Origin of the sequence: Pseudomonas sp. Marseille-P9899, from assembly GCF_903166565.1 — a bacterium.
Taxonomy (GTDB): Bacteria; Pseudomonadota; Gammaproteobacteria; order Pseudomonadales; family Pseudomonadaceae; genus Aquipseudomonas; species Aquipseudomonas huaxiensis.
The window spans coordinates 1,554,150-1,571,519 of the sequence record NZ_CAESCG010000001.1; the positions used below are offsets into that span (position 1 = coordinate 1,554,150).

The 17,370-nt window shown below is 59.4% G+C and carries 6 protein-coding genes; all 6 read right to left on the bottom strand.

All coding sequences use genetic code 11. The annotated features are described in order from the left end of the window. Positions 1–22: 22 nt before the first annotated feature. Complete coding sequence (locus HWV67_RS06795; RefSeq protein ID WP_175650495.1) at positions 23–2,446, bottom strand: efflux RND transporter permease subunit; 2,424 nt, start codon at positions 2,444–2,446, stop codon at positions 23–25. A gap of 324 nt (positions 2,447–2,770) precedes the next feature. Further along, on the bottom strand, positions 2,771–7,978 hold the full coding sequence (locus tag HWV67_RS06800) for an RHS repeat domain-containing protein (protein WP_175650496.1): 5,208 nt from the start codon (positions 7,976–7,978) through the stop codon (positions 2,771–2,773). A gap of 163 nt (positions 7,979–8,141) precedes the next feature. Further along, positions 8,142–13,313: an RHS repeat-associated core domain-containing protein gene (locus tag HWV67_RS06805; RefSeq protein WP_175650497.1), complete on the bottom strand. Its 5,172-nt coding sequence runs from the start codon at positions 13,311–13,313 to the stop codon at positions 8,142–8,144. Positions 13,314–13,433: 120 nt separating this feature from the next. Then, positions 13,434–14,381, bottom strand: coding sequence for a bifunctional OB-fold nucleic acid binding domain-containing protein/MaoC family dehydratase (locus HWV67_RS06810; RefSeq protein WP_175650498.1), 948 nt, complete (start codon positions 14,379–14,381; stop codon positions 13,434–13,436). Between the two features lie 4 nt (positions 14,382–14,385). After that, positions 14,386–15,597: a thiolase family protein gene (locus HWV67_RS06815; RefSeq protein WP_110972595.1), complete on the bottom strand. Its 1,212-nt coding sequence runs from the start codon at positions 15,595–15,597 to the stop codon at positions 14,386–14,388. Positions 15,598–15,675: 78 nt separating this feature from the next. After that, positions 15,676–17,343, bottom strand: coding sequence for a DUF1302 domain-containing protein (locus HWV67_RS06820; protein WP_175650499.1), 1,668 nt, complete (start codon positions 17,341–17,343; stop codon positions 15,676–15,678). Positions 17,344–17,370: the final 27 nt, after the last annotated feature.

A 17,370-nucleotide genomic window follows, 5' to 3' on the forward strand; every position in this document is an offset into this window, starting at 1 on the left:
GGGCGCTCCCTGATATCCGCAGCTATCGGATGTGTGGTGCTGCCGGTTGCTTCTTCTGGCGGAATTCACCGCGCACCACCTCCACCGCTTGCGCCTCCCGGGCCACCAGCGGTCGCCCGCGGTTGAACCAGGCCGCCAGGGCCGGCAACAGGAAGATCGCGCCGAGCACGTTGACCAGGAACATGAACGACAGCAGCACGCCCATGTCGGCCTGGAACTTCAGCGGCGCAAAGGCCCAGGTGCACACGCCAATGGACATGGTCAGGGCAGTGAACACCGCCGCCGTGCCGCGCTGGCACATGGCCTGGTAGAACGCCTCGCGCAGGTCGGCGCCGGCCGACATCTCGTGCTGGATGCGCTCGTACAGGTAGATGCCGTAATCCACGCCAACGCCCACGCCCAAGGCCATCACCGGCAAGGTCGCAACTTTCAGGCCGATGCCGAGCATCGCCATCAGCGCGTTGCAGAGAATCGCCACGATCGCCAGCGGCACCAGGATGCACAGCACCGCTCGCACCGAGAGGAAGGTCAGCCAGCAGAACAGCGCCACCGAACCGAACAACGCCGCAAGCATAATCACCTCGGCACGCTTGACCGCCTCGTTGGAGGCCGCCATCACGCCGACGTTGCCGCCCGCCAGGAGGAACTCCACCCGCGGCGTGGCCACCTCGGCGATGATCCGCTTCGCTTCGTTGACTGCGTGGCTGACGGTGGCGCCTTCGTGGTCGGCGAGAAACACCAGAATCTGCATCTGCTGGCAACCATCGGTGACCAGCCCGTCGTCCGGCATATACGCGCGAGCGCCCTGGCTCAGGCCGCGAGAGGAACCTGGAATCGCCGCCCAGCGAGGATTACCTTCGTTGTTGCCGGCGATCACCCGCTTGCCCATCCCGGCTACGCTCTGCACCGACTGCACGCCCTGCACTGCCCGCATGCGGAAGTCGAAACCTTCCACCGCGCGCATCACTTCCGGGTTCAGGCAGCCTTCCTCGACGTCGTGGGTCTGGACGAACACCGCGAGCACATCCAGGCCAATGGAATAGCTGCTGATGATCCGCGCGTTGTCCTGGTTGTAACGCGAGTCGGCGCGCAGCTCCGGCGCGCCGGCACCGATATCGCCCACCGCCAGGTCACGGGCTTTCCAGGCGCCGGCCGCGAGCAGCAACAGGCTCAGGCCGAACACCGCCAGCGCCGGCCCCGGCTCGGCCAGCGCCGACAAGCGCCACCACAATTTATGGCGTTCTTGCCGGCCGGCCTGTTCGCGGCTCAACAGCCCGCGCTCCAGCGGCAGCCAGGAAATGATGATCGGCAGCATCAGCTTGTTGGTGATGATCATCAGCATCACGCCGATGCACGCCGTCACCCCCAGTTCGTGAACGATGGGAATGTCGATCAGCATGATCACGCCGAAGCCCAGGGCATTCATCAGCAGTGCCAGGGAGCCGGGAATGAAGATCTTGCAGAACGCCGTGCGCGCCGCCTGCAGCGAGGTGGCGCCAGCGACCACGTCCTGTTTCCAGGCGTTGGTCATCTGCACCGCGTGGGACACGCCAATCGAGAAGATCAGGAACGGCACCAGAATCGACATCGGATCGATGCCCAGGCCCAGCAGCGGCAGCAACCCCAGCAGCCAGACCACCGGCAGCAACGCTACTACCAGCGCCACCAGGGTCAGGCGCAGGGAGCGGGAATACAGCCACAACAACAGCCCGGTAATGACGAAGGCGATGGCGAAGAAACCGATCACCGTGGTCAGCCCCTCCACCACATCGCCCACCAGCTTGGCGAAGCCGACGACGTTGATCTCGATGGTGTCGCTGGCGTATTTCTGGCGGATCTCTTCCAGGCTGTTGGCCACTTGAGTGTAGTCCACCGGTTTGCCGCTGCGCGGATCGAGGTCCTGCAGGTCGGCGCGGACCATGGCCGACTTCAGGTCATTGGCGATCAGCCGGCCGACCTGCCCTGACGCCGCAGCGTTGCTGCGCACCTGGGCGAGGTCGTCGGGACTGCCGCTGAAACGTGGCGGCACCACCACATCACCATAGAAACCTTCCTCGGTGATCTCGATATAGCGCACGTTGGCGGTGAACAGCGACGTCACACTGGGGCGACTGACGCCGCTGATGAAGAACACATCGTCAGTAACCTTGCGCAGGGTTTCGAGGAATTCGGGGTTATAGATGTCGCCCTCGCCTTTCCAGCGCACGCTGACCAGCAGGCGGTTGGCGCCGGTGAAGTACTGGCTGAACTTAAGGAAGTTGACCATATAGGCATGGCGCACCGGGATCTGCTTGTTGAAGCCGGGGTCCAGTTGCGTGTTCAGGGCGCTGTAGCCCAGCCCCAGGCTGAGCAGCACGAACAGCGCCAGCAGCCCCTTGCGCCAGGCCATCAGCCAGTCGGCGATGACTTCGACGCAATGCGTCACCCATTGTCTGACCTGATTCATCGTGCGCCTCTCATGCAACCCGCTCCCTGATCCGGTGTTCTTGTTTCAGGGGATAGTCAAGGCTGAGAGGATTGGTGGCATCGTCCAAATGGGTTACTAGGCTCTGTATGAAAAGCCTTGATACTCGGTGATGCTGCGTTGAAAACAGCCTCGGAATGCTCATTTACAACCCGTAAACTCCGCTTCCTCGGCTGTTTTCGCCTTGCCTGACCTTCGTCTCAAGGCTTTTCATACAGAGCCTAAGCGCTGACGTGAAAAACCCGTGGCTTGTCTGAACGTCGACAGGCCACGGGGTTTCTCCAGAGGCACCAGCAGGTTTAGCACCTAAGACTGGAAGGGATTGGCAGAACGAGCATTGCCGGAAAGGGTTACATCACTGATGTCCGGGGGGCCCGCCAATTGATTACTGATGGCGTGATTGTCCAGTATCGGTTCGCTGGCTTGAGTCACGCTCCAGAAATCAAGTCCGTTGTCAGCGATTTCTACCAGTTTATAAACGGTTTTGGGCGCGTTTTCATTGAGCAATTTCAGGTGGGCAGCATGTGCGCGAGATGAAACCGCGTGCGCACCCTCATATAAATAATGAGGCGCTTGTGCCGCACGGGACCAACGCTTGGCGGCAGCCAACGCGTTCTTGCCGATCACCGTTGACTGAACTGCCATATAACGAGCAGCCATAGTAAGTGAGGTTCTGCTCAGTATTTGGCTTAGTTGAGCGACGGGTTTCAGGGTCCGATAAACACCTAGCGCCGCGAAGCTCACTGCTGGCCCCATCAGAGCGCCTGCGGCTGCCGCCAGCCCGAGGCCGAGGCCGATTTTCCCCAAGACCTTGGACGTTTCCGGGTCGCTGTCCTTGGTAATGATCGAGGCCAACTCGAAATAGAAGGATGCCGCTGAAATAGCCGTCACCGCGATTGCAAAGGCCAGCGAGGCGCCGGATGTCAGGGGTGCAAATATCGCCCCGATCCCGGTGAGCACCAGACCAAACTCCCGCGTTTCCATCCACGCTTTTTCACCAAAGCGACTGTATTGCATGATCACCTGATGCCCATCGCGGTCTTCGTTATTGACCGGGTCGGCATTGCCGTAATTGAACCGTGAGAGCCCTCCAGCGCCAAACGGACTCCAACTGTCCGGTGACTGAAACCGCTGCAACTGCGGGTCATACAGGCGGTAGTTGCCCAGATAGTAGAGTCCCAAGCGGTTGAGTGGCTCACCTTTGAAACCGAGCCAGGTCACGGACTTCGGATCAGGTTTGCGATAGCCGTAAGGGGTATAGGTGAAGTAAGTAACCTTCTTGCTGGCGACATCGATACTGGCGAATACCGTACCTGCCGCATCGCGCAGTTCAAAAGAGCAACTGGTCGCCGCTGCGGCGGTACCGATCGATACCACTGCGTCTTGCAGGTAGCAACTCGGGCTGTCGTTTTGCAGCACAAGTTTGCGTACCTTGAAACCGTGGGTGCTTTTTTCGTCGCGCTGAACCACCGCATAAATCCGGTTGTTGCGGTAATGGTAGCGCTCGCTCCATTTACCCTGGTTTGCGCCGCGAACCCGGCCCAGGTCGTCATACACAAAGACATAGGGGTCTTCACCATCGATCGTGCAGGAGTCAACCTGCCCGTTGCGATGGTAAGCGAAGCTGCTCTTACCCTGCTTGAGGACAAAACCAAAAAGGTCATACTTGGTTTCGACCTTATCCGGCCCTGTCATCTCCTCCGGTTTTTTCCCATAGGTGTAGTTGATCTTGGTGGTCGCGACAGAGGCGGGACGAGTGGTTCCGGTATAGCAGCCGTCCTCGCGTGACTGTACGTTGCTCACACTGTTGTAAACGAAGGCCTGTTTGACACAGCGCTGGCCTTTTTCATTTTCAACACCTGGGCCCGCGCAGAGCCATGCCTTCAAGCGCTTTAGACCGTCGTATTCATAACCGTCGGAATATTTCTGCGTGCCTTTGACCTTCAAAGTGCTTTCTTGCAGACGGCCGTCGCCCAACAACTTGCGCTCGATGACATGGGGATCAACGCCATCACAGGTAAACGTGCGGCTGATCTCATGGCCACTCTCGTTGTATGTGTAGGTGACGGTCATCGTGACCTTGCTTTTCAACGCCGTGATGGTCTCTTTTTCCAGGCGGCCGCTATCCGCGTAGGCCGAGGTTGTTTCGCAACTGTTGTTCTTCGAGGAGGTGATGCGGCCAAAGGCATCATAGGTGTAGCGGGTGACACCTGCCTCCAACCCTTCGAACTCGAGCAGGCAGCCACGCAAGCTGAAGGTGGTCTTTGAAACGCCTGTACCTGCCGGCTCGACAATGCTTTCGCTTCGGGTGAACGCGGTGCTCTCGGTTTTGTAATCTGTCAGGGGAGATGGCTCGCCGCTGGTTTTTCCTGCTGGTGTGGTTTTTCCCGCAGTTGGGGCTGCTGTTCCAGCCACGGGGGTTCCATAGTCATCGATCATACGTGTCTGGCCCCACACCGCCCGTACAACGCCACGGCCCAGGGCATCGTCCACCTGAGAGCCCAAGGACATGGTCTCCTCACCCTTGAGCCCGGTACTCAGCGTCTTCGAGTAACGGTCGCTCCAGGCGATGGAGGAGGTAAGCCCGTCAGTTGTGGAAGTGAGCAAGCGCCCGCTCGCGTCATAGATGCAGGTCGTAGCGGAGCCTATGCGGGGAGTGAGGGTCGTGAGCTGGCCGTAATCGTCGTAGCTGAAGGCAAGGCTATCTTGTTCGGTCTCCTTGTTGTCCTTGTCCATTTTCAGATACTTGATCGACGTCGGTTGCCCGGCAGCGTTGATGGCGCGAACAACCTTGGAGCGAGCTCCGCCCGAGGGCCCGTAGGTTTCACTGGTACCCTGCGCAGTGCGTTGGCGTTTGACCTGAAAACTGCCCCGTGTCCAGGTTTCACTACCCGCGGCAACGGTGAACGTCTGGATTTTGCGATCAAGTTCTTTGTCGTCGCCTCTCCTGAGTATTTGGGTGACCTTCTGGTTGCCGTCCGTGCCGACCTCAGTCCAGTACGTTTCGCGGGTCATGCATTTCTTGTTGGCGCTGTCGTAATCGTAGTCAAGCCGGCCGCGGATTTCACCACCAGAGTGATAGATGAAGGTGGTGGTTGAAAGCCATGTCTTGCCATCAGGGCTTACCCAACTCTGACGCTCCCGATTCAGCGCATCCTTGATGACCCGGACTCTTACGCTAGCCCCACCCACGTGGGTTTCACATTGAAACAGTCCGTCTTTGAGCGCAGTCCACTGATGATACCGGTTAGTGGTTGTACCGTCCGCGAACGTCACCTTCTGCGCCGTCAGCCTGCCCTGTCTGTCATATTCGTAAGACGTATCGACTCCCTCGGCGTTTTTCAACCCGTGCAAACGCCCGGTATAAATGGAACTGCGACGAGAAGTACGAATTTCCTTGACGGGCTCAGGCCCCGAATATCGGGTCTGGGGCTGAACAACGATTTCGGTCAGGGACTCAGCGTCGCGCCCTGGCGCCGCAGGATTCAATTTATAGGAAAAGGTGGTCGTAACCCCTGACCCTGCCTCTTTTTCACCTTTAGAGGTGAGCCACTCCGTTTCCTTCTTACTGATCAGGCCAAAGCCTGGCAACTTACTGTCGGCTTGATACGTTAATGTTTCTCTGGATATTCTGAACGGCGATTCGACATTCCCCAGCTTGAACCCTCGGGCATTCTGCTTGCTCTGAAAGATCAGGCTTTTTTCCAGATCGGCCAGCACTGCTTTGGCTTTTTCTCCTTCTTGTTTTTTCAGGCTGTCCAGTAGTGCCTGGGCAGCACCTTTGGCCACCGCCAACTGCAAAGCGGTAACATCTACTTCGCTGTAGCCCGGCCGTAACACCGTTAATTTTACCTCCGGTACCACCAGCACGCCGGAGGAGATCTTGTTCAGCGTTTTATAACCATAAAAAGTCAGGCTCAAGGCATGTTTCTTGTCACCCACTTTCCGGTAGACAAGCTCTGATTCAACATGCGTGCATCCGCCATTTTCATCACCTGGATATTTGATATCCACGGGCAAATTGAATGCTTTTTTGGCATAGTCATTGGCCGCGCGACCCATGCTTACTGTTGTTTCGATGCGAGTACCCCAGGTAAACCCGGACGAACCGAATGCAAGAGTGCCCCATCCAGTCGGGAACAAATAATCGAAGGGCTTCAAGAGGAAGCTGAAGAAACTTGTATTGTGATATCTAACCTCTTTCTCCACTACAGTGTATTTTTTGTAGTTATTGTAATAAGTCCATTCGGTGACTATGCCACCTTGTGTTTTCGACACCAGGTTACCGCCGGGGCTATATTCAAGTATCAACTCATCGACCGTGACCCCATCAATTTTTTTGGTGGTTTTCACCGTGGCCACGGCACGCGCTTCGTCTACCTTGACCTCTTGCTCCTGAATGACAACCACGCCATTGGCCGTGACCTTCTCCCACACCTGACGCTTGTCTTTGTACTGGTACTCACGGGTCCAGATCACAACACCTTTTTCATCACCGGTTTTCATCTGGCGGCAGGTGACGGTGGTCTTGTCGGTCGTGTACTCATACTTTTCAACAAGAGGGTCGACGCCTGCGCCAGGTGAAACCTTATATTCACTGACTTTATCGCCGATGTAGGTCACGGTCTCGGTATGAGTGAGCTTTTCTACCTGCGGAGCGTCACCTGCCTTTGCCCCGGCAATCGTGTGTTCTGTGGTGATATCGAGGCTGCTGAGTTTATCGTCGACGATCTTGATCTTATATATTTTCCTGCCCGGGATTCCGCACCCCGTGACCGTGACCGTGGTTGTACCCGAGCGCTTACTCGGGCCAGCGTCAGGAGAGTAGAGGGACATCCCATGGCCTTTATCGGTTTTCTGCTCCAGCTCATAAGTCACTTGCTCACAAGTATCGGGAAACACGATGAGCCGTTTGAAAACCGGAATTTCTCTGCCCATGCCAATTGCAGTGCTCTTCTGGGGTGCCGCTTCAGTTTTTAGCAGGCACCGATCACCCGAATTAATTGAAAGCAATCTGGAACCCGGCGTTTCTGCAGCAGCCCCCTTATAAATATCGGTCTCCCACTTTAAATTTAATGACTTTCCTGTGGACACAAAGTAATCCGTCAATATGCCACCACGTAGAGAGTAAGCGTGTTTCTCTTTACCACCGTCTTGATGCCGCACTTCGATATCACAGAAACCACCATTGAGGCTGCCCACTGCCATTGTAAAATCACCAAAATCCCGTTCGCTACCCGCACTAACCTTCGCAGTGATCAAGCGTCCATCACGTATGGGCAGCTCATACATATTCAGGACTTCATCGCCCTTCTTTCCGGACACTTCGAGTATATGGCCAGAAGGCATCAACTTAATATCGGGAGTTTTCAAGGTACAAAACAAGCTCACGCTTAACGGCGCGCTCGCCCCTTCATCTGCACGAAAACTACCAACAGGGATTGAAAACCTACCCTGACCGGTCTGCGGATTGATTGAGATATGTTTTTCGAAAAGATCCTGGCTGGAAGACATGAAGGGTGCTCCTGAAAGGAATGGCATTACGCCCCACCGATTCCACCACCAACGCAAGAAGGCCACAACTGACAGAAATATCAGTTGTGGCCGTAAAACAATCTGCTAAAAGCCTTTATTGAAAGTTGCCAACGACACACTGCCTACATTCGGCGCAAAAGCTTTATCGATGCACCGGCACCGGCTCTATCTCCGGGTATTCAAACGGGTCTTCGTCGTCAAACTCTTCCAGGTCCACCGTCTCGTCGAAATCCCCTTCCCCGCCCATCGAATGACTGAAGGTGTCAGTCGAGGCCAGAACCTGGAAGTCCTGGATCTGGGTCCAGTAGCGAAGCGCGTCATCAGACAGCGATACGGCCAACTGCGAGGTGGAGGCCTTTTCGAGCAGCAGTTTCATGAAGGTGCTGTGCGCACGCTGAGAAACCCTGCTCGCACCGGCATAGAGATGATTCGAGGCCTTGGCGGCGTGTTGCCAGCGTTGGGTCGCGCCCAACGCAGACTTGCCGATTACCGATGTTTGCAGACGCATGTAACGGCCGGAGAGGAGCAGCGAATTCTTGCTCAGGGACTGAGCCGCGCGGGCAATTGAGTTCGATCCATGGGACACCGCATGTGCCGCCAGTCCCGCTACGGGTTTTATGACACCGGCAGCGATGCCGGCGATGCCGAACGCAAGCCCCGCAGTGCTCAGGGCCTTGGACAGTTTCGGATCACTGTGCTGCAAGATGATCGACGCCAGATCGAAATAGAACGACGCTGCGGAAACCCCCGTCACCGCAATGGAAAAGGCCAGTGAGCTGCCCGCTGTCAAAGGCGCCATCATGGCGCCGAGACCGGTCATTACCACACCGAACTCCCGGGAATGGATCAAGGGCGTCCCGCCATAACGGCTGTATTGGGCAATCACCTGGTGCCCGTTGAAGTCATGGTTGTTGACCGGGTCGGCATCGCAGTAGCTGAACCGGGACAGCCCGCCCGCTCCAAACGGGCTCCAGCTATCTGCTGCCTGGAAACGCTGCAGTTGCGGATCGTACAGCCGATAGCCGAGGCCCAGGTGGTAAAGCCCCAGCGCATTCAGCGGCTCGCCTTTGAAACCGAGCCAGGTCACCGCGCGCGGGTCGGCTTCCCGGTAGCCGTAAGGCGTATAGGTGAAGTGCGTCACCTGTTTGTTGCTCAAGTCGACGCTGGCGAAAATGCTGCCGGCGGCATCGCGCAACTCGAAAGATCGGCTCCGGCAAGGGTCGCCCGCACCGTTCAACACCACCCGCTCCTGCAGGTAGCAAGACGGGCTGTCGTTCAGCAGCACGAAGCGGCGTTCACTGAAGCCGTGGCTGCTTTCGCCATCGCGCTGGACCAATGCGTAAATCCGCTCGTGACGGTAATGGTAGTGCTCGCTCCATTCGCCCTGATGTGCGCCGCGGATCCGGCCCCGATCGTCGTAGGCAAACACATAGTCCTTCTCCCCCTCGACAGCACAGGATTTGACCTGGCCATTGCCGTGATAGGTGAAACGGCGGTCTGCCTGCCGGGTCACAAAGCCCAAGGGATCATGCTCGGTGGCGCCGCTGTTCGACGCGGTGAGCTCTTCCAGCTTTGCGTAGCTGTAGTCGAGAGTCCGGGTGGTGCAGGCATCGGGACGGCTATCCCCGCTGTAACGGTCGTCTGCCCGCGACAGCACATTCCCCAACGGGCCATAGGTGAAGACCTGCCGGACACAACGCTGGCCCTCGCCGTCGCTCACGCCAGGACCGCTGCACGACCAGCTTTCCAGCCGTTTGAGCCCGTCGTAGTCGTAGCTGTCGCTACGCGTGATCTTGCCCTTGACCTTCAAGCTGCTCTTTTGCAGGCGGCCGTCTCCCAGCAGCGTGCGTTCGATCACATGGGTATCGAGGCCGTCACAGGCGAAGCTGCGGCTTATTTCCTGGCCGCTTTCGTTGTACTGATACGTCACGGTCATGCTGACGTCGGGGTTCAGCGCCTTGATGGTTTCTGATGCCAGCAGGCCGCTGTCGGTATAGGCGAAGGTCGATTCGCAGCCCGCGTTGCTGGAAAGGGTGATACGCCCAAGGGCGTCGTACTGATAGCTCGTCAGCCCGCCTTCCAGACCCTCGAACCCGAGCAGGTTGCCACGCAGGCTGTAACGGGAGATCGATTCGCAAGTGCCCTGCGCGACGACAATCCGTTCGCTGCTGCTGAAGCCGGTACTGTCGCTTTCGTAGCCTTCCAGGGTTGGCGGTGATGCAACGTCTTCGCCCTCGGCTTCGTCCTCGCCCTCCGCCGTTGCAGTAGAAGCGCCGAATTCCTTGACCTGCCCCCAGACGCGCTGGGAATACACCTTGCCCAGGCCGTCCGCATCCTGGCCGCCCACCATCAGGGGATCGTCTTCGCTGCCGATCACCTTGAGGTAGATGTCCACGGCGCTGGAGGTGACGTTGGTGTAGCGCTTGCTGATTTCGACGCCGTCGGTGGTCGAGGTGAGCACGCGTCCCACTACGTCGTAGGTGTACGCCGACGCCCCGCCGAAGGTGGGCGTCAGCGTTTCGAGCTGGCCAAAGGCGTCGTAGCTGAACGCAAGCTTGTCCAGCTCGGTTTGTTTGCCGTCCTTGTCCAGCCTCGAGTAGCTCACCGACTCCAACTGCCCGGTCCCGCTGCAAGTGCGGTCAATCTGCAAGCGGTCTTTTCCGGGCGCACCAAAGGTTTCGCTCAGGGCGCCGTGCTCGCCGTATCGGCGCTGTACCTGGAAACTGCCCTGGGTCAGGGTTTCGCCGTCAGCCGTGACGGCCAACGTCTGACTCTTGCGGTCCAGTTCCTTGCCCTCGGCATCCTTGAGCACATGGGTGATGGTCCGGCTGCTCTGGCTGTCGGCGTCGCTGCAGAGCGTTTCACGGGTCATGCAGGCCTTGTGGCTGCTGTCGTAATCGTACTCACAACGGCTGGCCAAGCGACCGCTGGGGTGATACGTCGCGCTGTTGGTCTTCAGCCAGACCGTGCCATCCGGGCTAACCCAGCGTTCGCGCTCCCGACCCAGCACATCCTTGATCACACGGGTGCGCCTGGTTGATTCGGTGCTGTGGGTTTCACACTGGTACAGACCGCCCTTGAGTACGCTCCACTGATACAGCCGATCCGTGCGCGTGCCATCCGGCAGCGTCACTTCGCGGGCGGCCAGCATGCCTTGTTCGTCGTAGCGGTAAGCGGTCTCGATCCCGTCGCTGTCCTTCGTCGTCTGCGGACGTCCGGTGTAGATCGAGCGGTGCTGGGACGAGTGAAGCGCGGGGCTGGTGACGGTGGCGCTTCTCCGACCGGTCACGCTGGTGTCGATGCACAGCGCCTGGTCGCCGTCGTCCTGCGAACCCTCCAGCCGGTAGTCGAAGGTGGAAACAACGCCGTCAACGTCTTTGGGCAGACCATTGGCGTCGAGCTGACGGCGGGTTTTCTGCGTGACCATCCCGTAACCCGGTTTTTTCTCATCGCTCTGGTAGGCCAGCGTTTCCAGCAACATGCCACCGTCCACCCAGGGTTTTAGCAGCTTGAACCCTCGGGCGTTTTCCTTGCTTTGTGCGAGCAGGCTCTTTTCCAGGTCGGCCAGGTCATCGGTGGCGTTCTGTTTTTTCAAACTGTCCAGCAACTCCTTGGCGGCGGCATTGGCCACCTTGAGTTGCTGGGAGGACACATCGATTTCTTCGTACGATGGCTGTAAAACAGTGAGTTTCTGTGCAGGAACAACCCGCGTACCGAGGGTTACATAACCGTAGTAAGTCAGACTCAGGGCCAGCTTCTTCTCGCCATCCTTGCGGTAAACGAATTCTGACTCCACATGCTTGCAACCACCGCCTTCATCACCGGGATAGTTGGCATCCACCGGCAACTGAAACGCCTCTTTGGCGTAATTGTTGGCGGCGTGGCTCATGGTCACCTCACTGTCTATGACGGTGCCCCAGGTGAAACCCTTTGACGCAAACCCACGCAGCGCCCAACCAATCGGGTTCAAGTAGTCGAAGGCTTTGAAGATCAGACCGAAGAAGCTCGTGTCCTCGAACCTTTTGGCTTTTTCTTCTACGCGGTAGCTTTTGTAATTGTTGTAGTACGTCCACTCGGTGACCGTGCCGCTCTGGGTTCTGGACACCAGGTTGCCACTCGGGTCGTATTCCAGGGTTTCCTCATCGACCGTCACCCCATCGACCTTCCTGGTGGATTTGACGGCGGCCACCAAACGATTCTTGTCCAGGGTGATGTGCTGTTCCTGAGTGACGTTGACGCCGTTGGCCACCACCGACTCCGATACCTGGCGCCCGTCCTTGAAGTGGCACTCTCGAACACTGAGCACAGTGCCCTTGGCTACGTCATCGCCCGCCTTGACCTGGCGGCAAGTAATGGTGGTTTTGTCGTCAGCGTATTCGTAGGTTTCAACCAGCGCGTCGACCCCGGCCCCGGGTGAAATGCTGTATTGACTGACGTTATCGTCGGCGAAGAGCAACGTTTCGGTGTGGGTGAAACACTCCACCACAGTTGCATCGCCTTCTTTGGCACCGGGAATGCTGTGTTCCCGGCTGACGTCGATCTTGCTGAGCTTCTTATCGGTCGTTTCCAGCCGATAGACCGTTTTCCCAAGCACACCGCCGCCTTCGACCTCAATGTCGATAATCGGGTCGAGCCCTGCCCGCTCGGTTTCCTTGAAGGTATAGGTCACCTGCTCAGGCGTATCGGGGAACAGGACAAACTCTTCGAACGTTTGCATGTCCTTCAAAACGCGTTCGCGTTCCCCATTTATCAACACCCGTGCGACCACACGACTGGACTGTTCGCCCTTGACCTTGAACAGGCATCGATCACCGGCATCAATGGAGGTCAGTCGCACACAACTATCTTCTCGATCATGCACCTTGCGATCATATGACCACTTCAACTTCAGGAACTTGCCGCCGGCGAGGGTCAGTCGGGTCAAGACAACGTCTGCGGTACCTTCACCAAATATCGAAAATACCTCTTTGTCGCCGCCCTTGTGAGACACGGCTATTTCATGTTTGTGGCGCGTGTAAGTAATACCAAGATCACCGCAGTCATTATCCTCCCACGCCAGTTCCTCGCTGATCAGCCGCCCATCACTGAGCGGTAATCCTTCGACGAATGCGCCATGGCTTTTCTCCACACAGGTGCCCGAGGGAATCAGTTGCAGATGGGGGCTGTCCAGCATGCAGAACAGGCTCAACTTGTAAGGCGTACACAGCCCTTCATCCGCATACAGGTTCGCGATTGGCAAGGAGAACATGCCCTGGCCGGTCTGCGGATCAATGGAAACATGCTTGTGGAAGAGATCCTGATGGATAGCGGCCATGAACAGTGCTCCTGCAGAGGCGAGTCGTGCACCATCCCAGCACCGCACAGTTATTGGCGCAACTGACAGAAATATCAGGTGCGCCCCTAACAGAACCTGCTTTCACCACAACAGCGCCGATCAGGCCCGGTACAAAATCACCAGATCATTGATCACCGAAGGCCGCTCCTGCCCCAGCACATGGATATTGATTTCCAGGGTCAATTGCGTGCCCCGCCCGAGCAGTTCCACGCTCTTGACCCGTGCCCGCGCATGGATCCGCGCTCCTGCCGGGACCGGCGCCGGGAAGCGCAGGCGGTCAGAGCCGTAGTTGATCTGGGTGCTGAAGCCGGTGATCTCGAAACCCAGCGCCAGCTTCATCCGCGACTGCAACACTTGCACCAGCGCGCCATGGGCGATGGTGCCGCCAAACGGGCTCTGCAGGCGCGCCCGCTCAGGGTCGGTGTGAATCCAGTAGTCATCGCCGGACAGCTGGGCAAAGGCGTCGATCAGCGCCTGGTCAACGACGATCACATTGCTCCAATCGCTGAAACTGTCACTCACCAGCGACTGCAACGCGGCTGCATCGTTGAAGTCGATCCTGCGCACCGACGCCGTGTCTTCGGCCGGTTGCGGCTCAGGCTCCGAGCCCGGCAGCGGCTCCAGCGCAGGGGCGTCCTTGTCCAGACCGGTAAAACGCAACAGGCGATTACCCTTGCCGTCCACCTCGGCGAACCCCGGCTGCAAGGCCATGCCGACGTGAATTTCGTCTTCGTCCAGGCCCACCAGGTTGCTGTTGATCCGCACGCCTTCGGCCAGTTCGACCACCGCCAGTTTCTGCGGCATTTCATCGGCGAAGTCCGGCAGGGTCGGGATGCGCGTCAGGGTGTAGCTGTACAGCGTTGCCCGGCCCGGCACTTCACGCCAGGCCAGGTCGTGAGCGAGGCACGTCGGGCAGTGCCGGCGCGGGTAGAACACCCAGTGCGAACAGGCATTGCACTGCTGGATCAGCAGGCGACGGGCCTTGATCCCTTCCCAGAACGGCGCGGAAATCTCCGTGGCAATGGGCATCGGTTTATTGTTGGACATGCTCTTATGCTCCCTGAAGAATCAATGCGCCCTGCTCGCTCATCACGCCGCCGGTGCCGGAGACATAGACGGTGTCGCAGCCGTTGAGCTGACGCTCGCCCGCCGTGCCGGCGATCTGCGTCACCGCCTCGATCACCTGCGACATGCCACCCGCAGCGCCGGACTGGCCGAAGCTGAGCTGGCCGCCATGGGTGTTCATCGGGAAATCGCCGCGGAAGGTCAGGTCGTGCTCGCGAACGAAGGCCATGCCCTCGCCCTTGCCGCAGAAACCGGCATCTTCCAGGGTCAGCAACGCGGTGATGGTGTAGCAGTCGTAGATCTGCGCCGCATCGACATCGGTGGGCTTGAGCCCGGCCATGGCAAAGGCGCGCTGGGACGCCGGGCCAATCGGGGTGTGGATCATGTCTGCGGCATAGGACGGCGACTTGAATGCCAGGTGCTCACCGAAACCGGTGACGAAAGCCGGGCGCTTGCGCGAACGGGCCGCGACTTCCTTCGAGGCGATGATCATCGCCGCGCCACCGGCTACCGGCATGACGATTTCGAGGACGTGCAGCGGGTCGGCGACCATGCGGCTGGCCAGTACCTGTTCGATGGTCAGCGGCTGGCCGTAGAACATCGCGTCCGGGTTGGCCTGGGCGTTGGTGCGCTGGTCCACGGCGATCTTCGCCAGGGCCACCGGGTCGTAGCCGTACTGCGCCGCGTAGCGCTGGGCGATCATTGCGTAGCCGGTGTTCTGGCCCATGTGCCCGTAAGGCAGGTCGAACTCGGCTTCCGGCGCACCGAACGCGGTGCTGTGGCCGCCGAAGCGCATGGCCCGGGCCATCCAGCTCGGGTCTTCATCCGGGCCGAGCGGCGCCATGCGCGCCGGCAGCACGCACAGCACTGCCTGGCACAGCCCCAGTTCGATAGCGGCGGCAGCGCGCCAGACCATGCCCACCGAGGTGCAGCCGCCGAGGTCAACCACTTCGGCGAAGTTCAGGCGCAGGCCCAGGTATTCGGCGGCCATGGCCGGGACGAATACCGAGGCTTCATGAAACTGCGGGCCGTTGATCACCAGCCCGTCGAGGTCCTCGGCCTTGAGCCCGGCGTCGCGTAGGGCGCGGGCCGCGAGGTCGGCGACCTGCTCCAGGTGAAACATCTTCGGCGCCGTGGCGTACTTCTCCGGCTTGTATTGCGCGGTGCCAACAATGGCCGCGTGCCCTTTGAGGCCCATAGTCTCTCCCCGTCCGGGCCTGAGGCCCGGTTGTCATAGCGATGATGAAGCCCCGGGCAAACCCGGGGCGCGTGCGACTCAGAAGCTGTATTTCATCGAGAACGTGGCGTAGTCGCGGTCGGCGAACGGGCGCTTGACCGGGTCGGCCGAGCCCAGGTAGCCGGTGTAGTTAAGGCCGACTTCGAGGTTGCCCAGGTACTTGAAGGTGGTGCCCACGCTCAGGCGTCGGTCGCCCTGCACGCCGGCGATGCTTCCGGACATGGGTGTCGAGCCGCTGAACACGTTGGAGAAGCGCACTGGCACTTCCAGATCCCAGCCCTGGAAAACCCCCGGATAACTGAACGATGTGCCCAGGGTGTAGGCGCTGGAGTCGCGGCTGCGCCAGGCAGATGAGGTCTTGTAGGTGTAGTCATCGGAATTCCCCACCATGCCGCCGAGCGATGGCAGCAGGTTCACGCCTTGCAGGTTGGGCGCGGCGGAAGCGTCGTCGACGCTGTCCACCCGTACATGAACGATTTCGGCGGTCAGCGTGGTCTGGCTGGCCCACGGCCGGTCGCCCAGCACGCGCATCGCCGACAGTTGCATCTGCTGGCCCTTGCCACGGGTCGGCACCGGACCGAGGCCGGTATTGACCATCACCGGCGCGCCGTCGCGGTACGACCATTCGCCACCGATCTGGTACTCGCCCAGCTTGGTCGAGGCGCTGATACCGGTGAGCTTGATGTCCTCGAAGTACTTGACCTTGTAGCCATTGGCGGCAAAGGCATACAGGCCGCCGCCGACCGGCACCGGGTCGTAGCCCACCAGGGCGGTGGCCGGGTTCTTGTCGTGGTAGTTGACGTGGAACAGCGACATTTCGATTGCCGGCACCGGCCGGAAGCGCACCTGCACGCCCCACTGGCCGCTGTCGCGCGGTTCATCGGTGCCGCGGTAGGCGATCTTGCTGTTGCCGCTGTAAATGAACTCGCGACCCGGGCCGATCACGTCGCTGCTGGACAGGTAGCTGCCCACCGGCGGCAGTTCGGTGCCCTTCCATTCGTACTGCACATAGGCGCCGAAGGTGATTTGCGGGTTGAGGCGGAACGAGGCCGAAACCTGTCCCACCGGCAGCAGCACCTCCTTGACCTCGACCCCCGGCTGCGCCGCCTTGACCGCATCGGACGGGTTCTGCACGCCGTTCACGCCCGGGTAATACAGGCTCTCGCCCCAGGACTCGATATGCCGCCCGGCCTTGACGTCGAGCATGGTGTCGTTGTCAAAACGCCAGCCGCCGAACACATAGGCGTCCAGCAGACGGGTGCGGCCGCCGCTGTAGTAGCGAGTGTCGCTGGTGAACTCGTCGTGGTCACCGCGCTTGTTCACGGTGGCCGGCGAATCGTTGTCGTTGCCCTTGTGATAGACGTCGTCGTAGAAGGTACTGGCGCGCACCACCGCGCCGTAGTTGTCCTTGCGCAGGATCATCTCGCCAAGGGCGCCGATACGGTTGGTGGTCAGGGAACCCCGGTCGAAGTTGCGGTTGGCATCGTCGGCGTTGACCCCCATCAGTCGCCGGCTCTGCTCGCCCAGGCGCACGCCGACGCCGTAGCTGGTGGTCACCGACCAGTCGATGGTCGCGCCGTTGTTGAACTCGATGGTCTCGCCGGCCAAGGCCTGCGTCGATGCCAGGGCAATGGCCGCCGCCAGGTGGGTGACCTGGACCCCGCGTGAGCCAAGGCCAGGCGCATTATTGTTGTTTTTATCGATCACACTGACTCTCCTGTGTGGCAGCCGTCA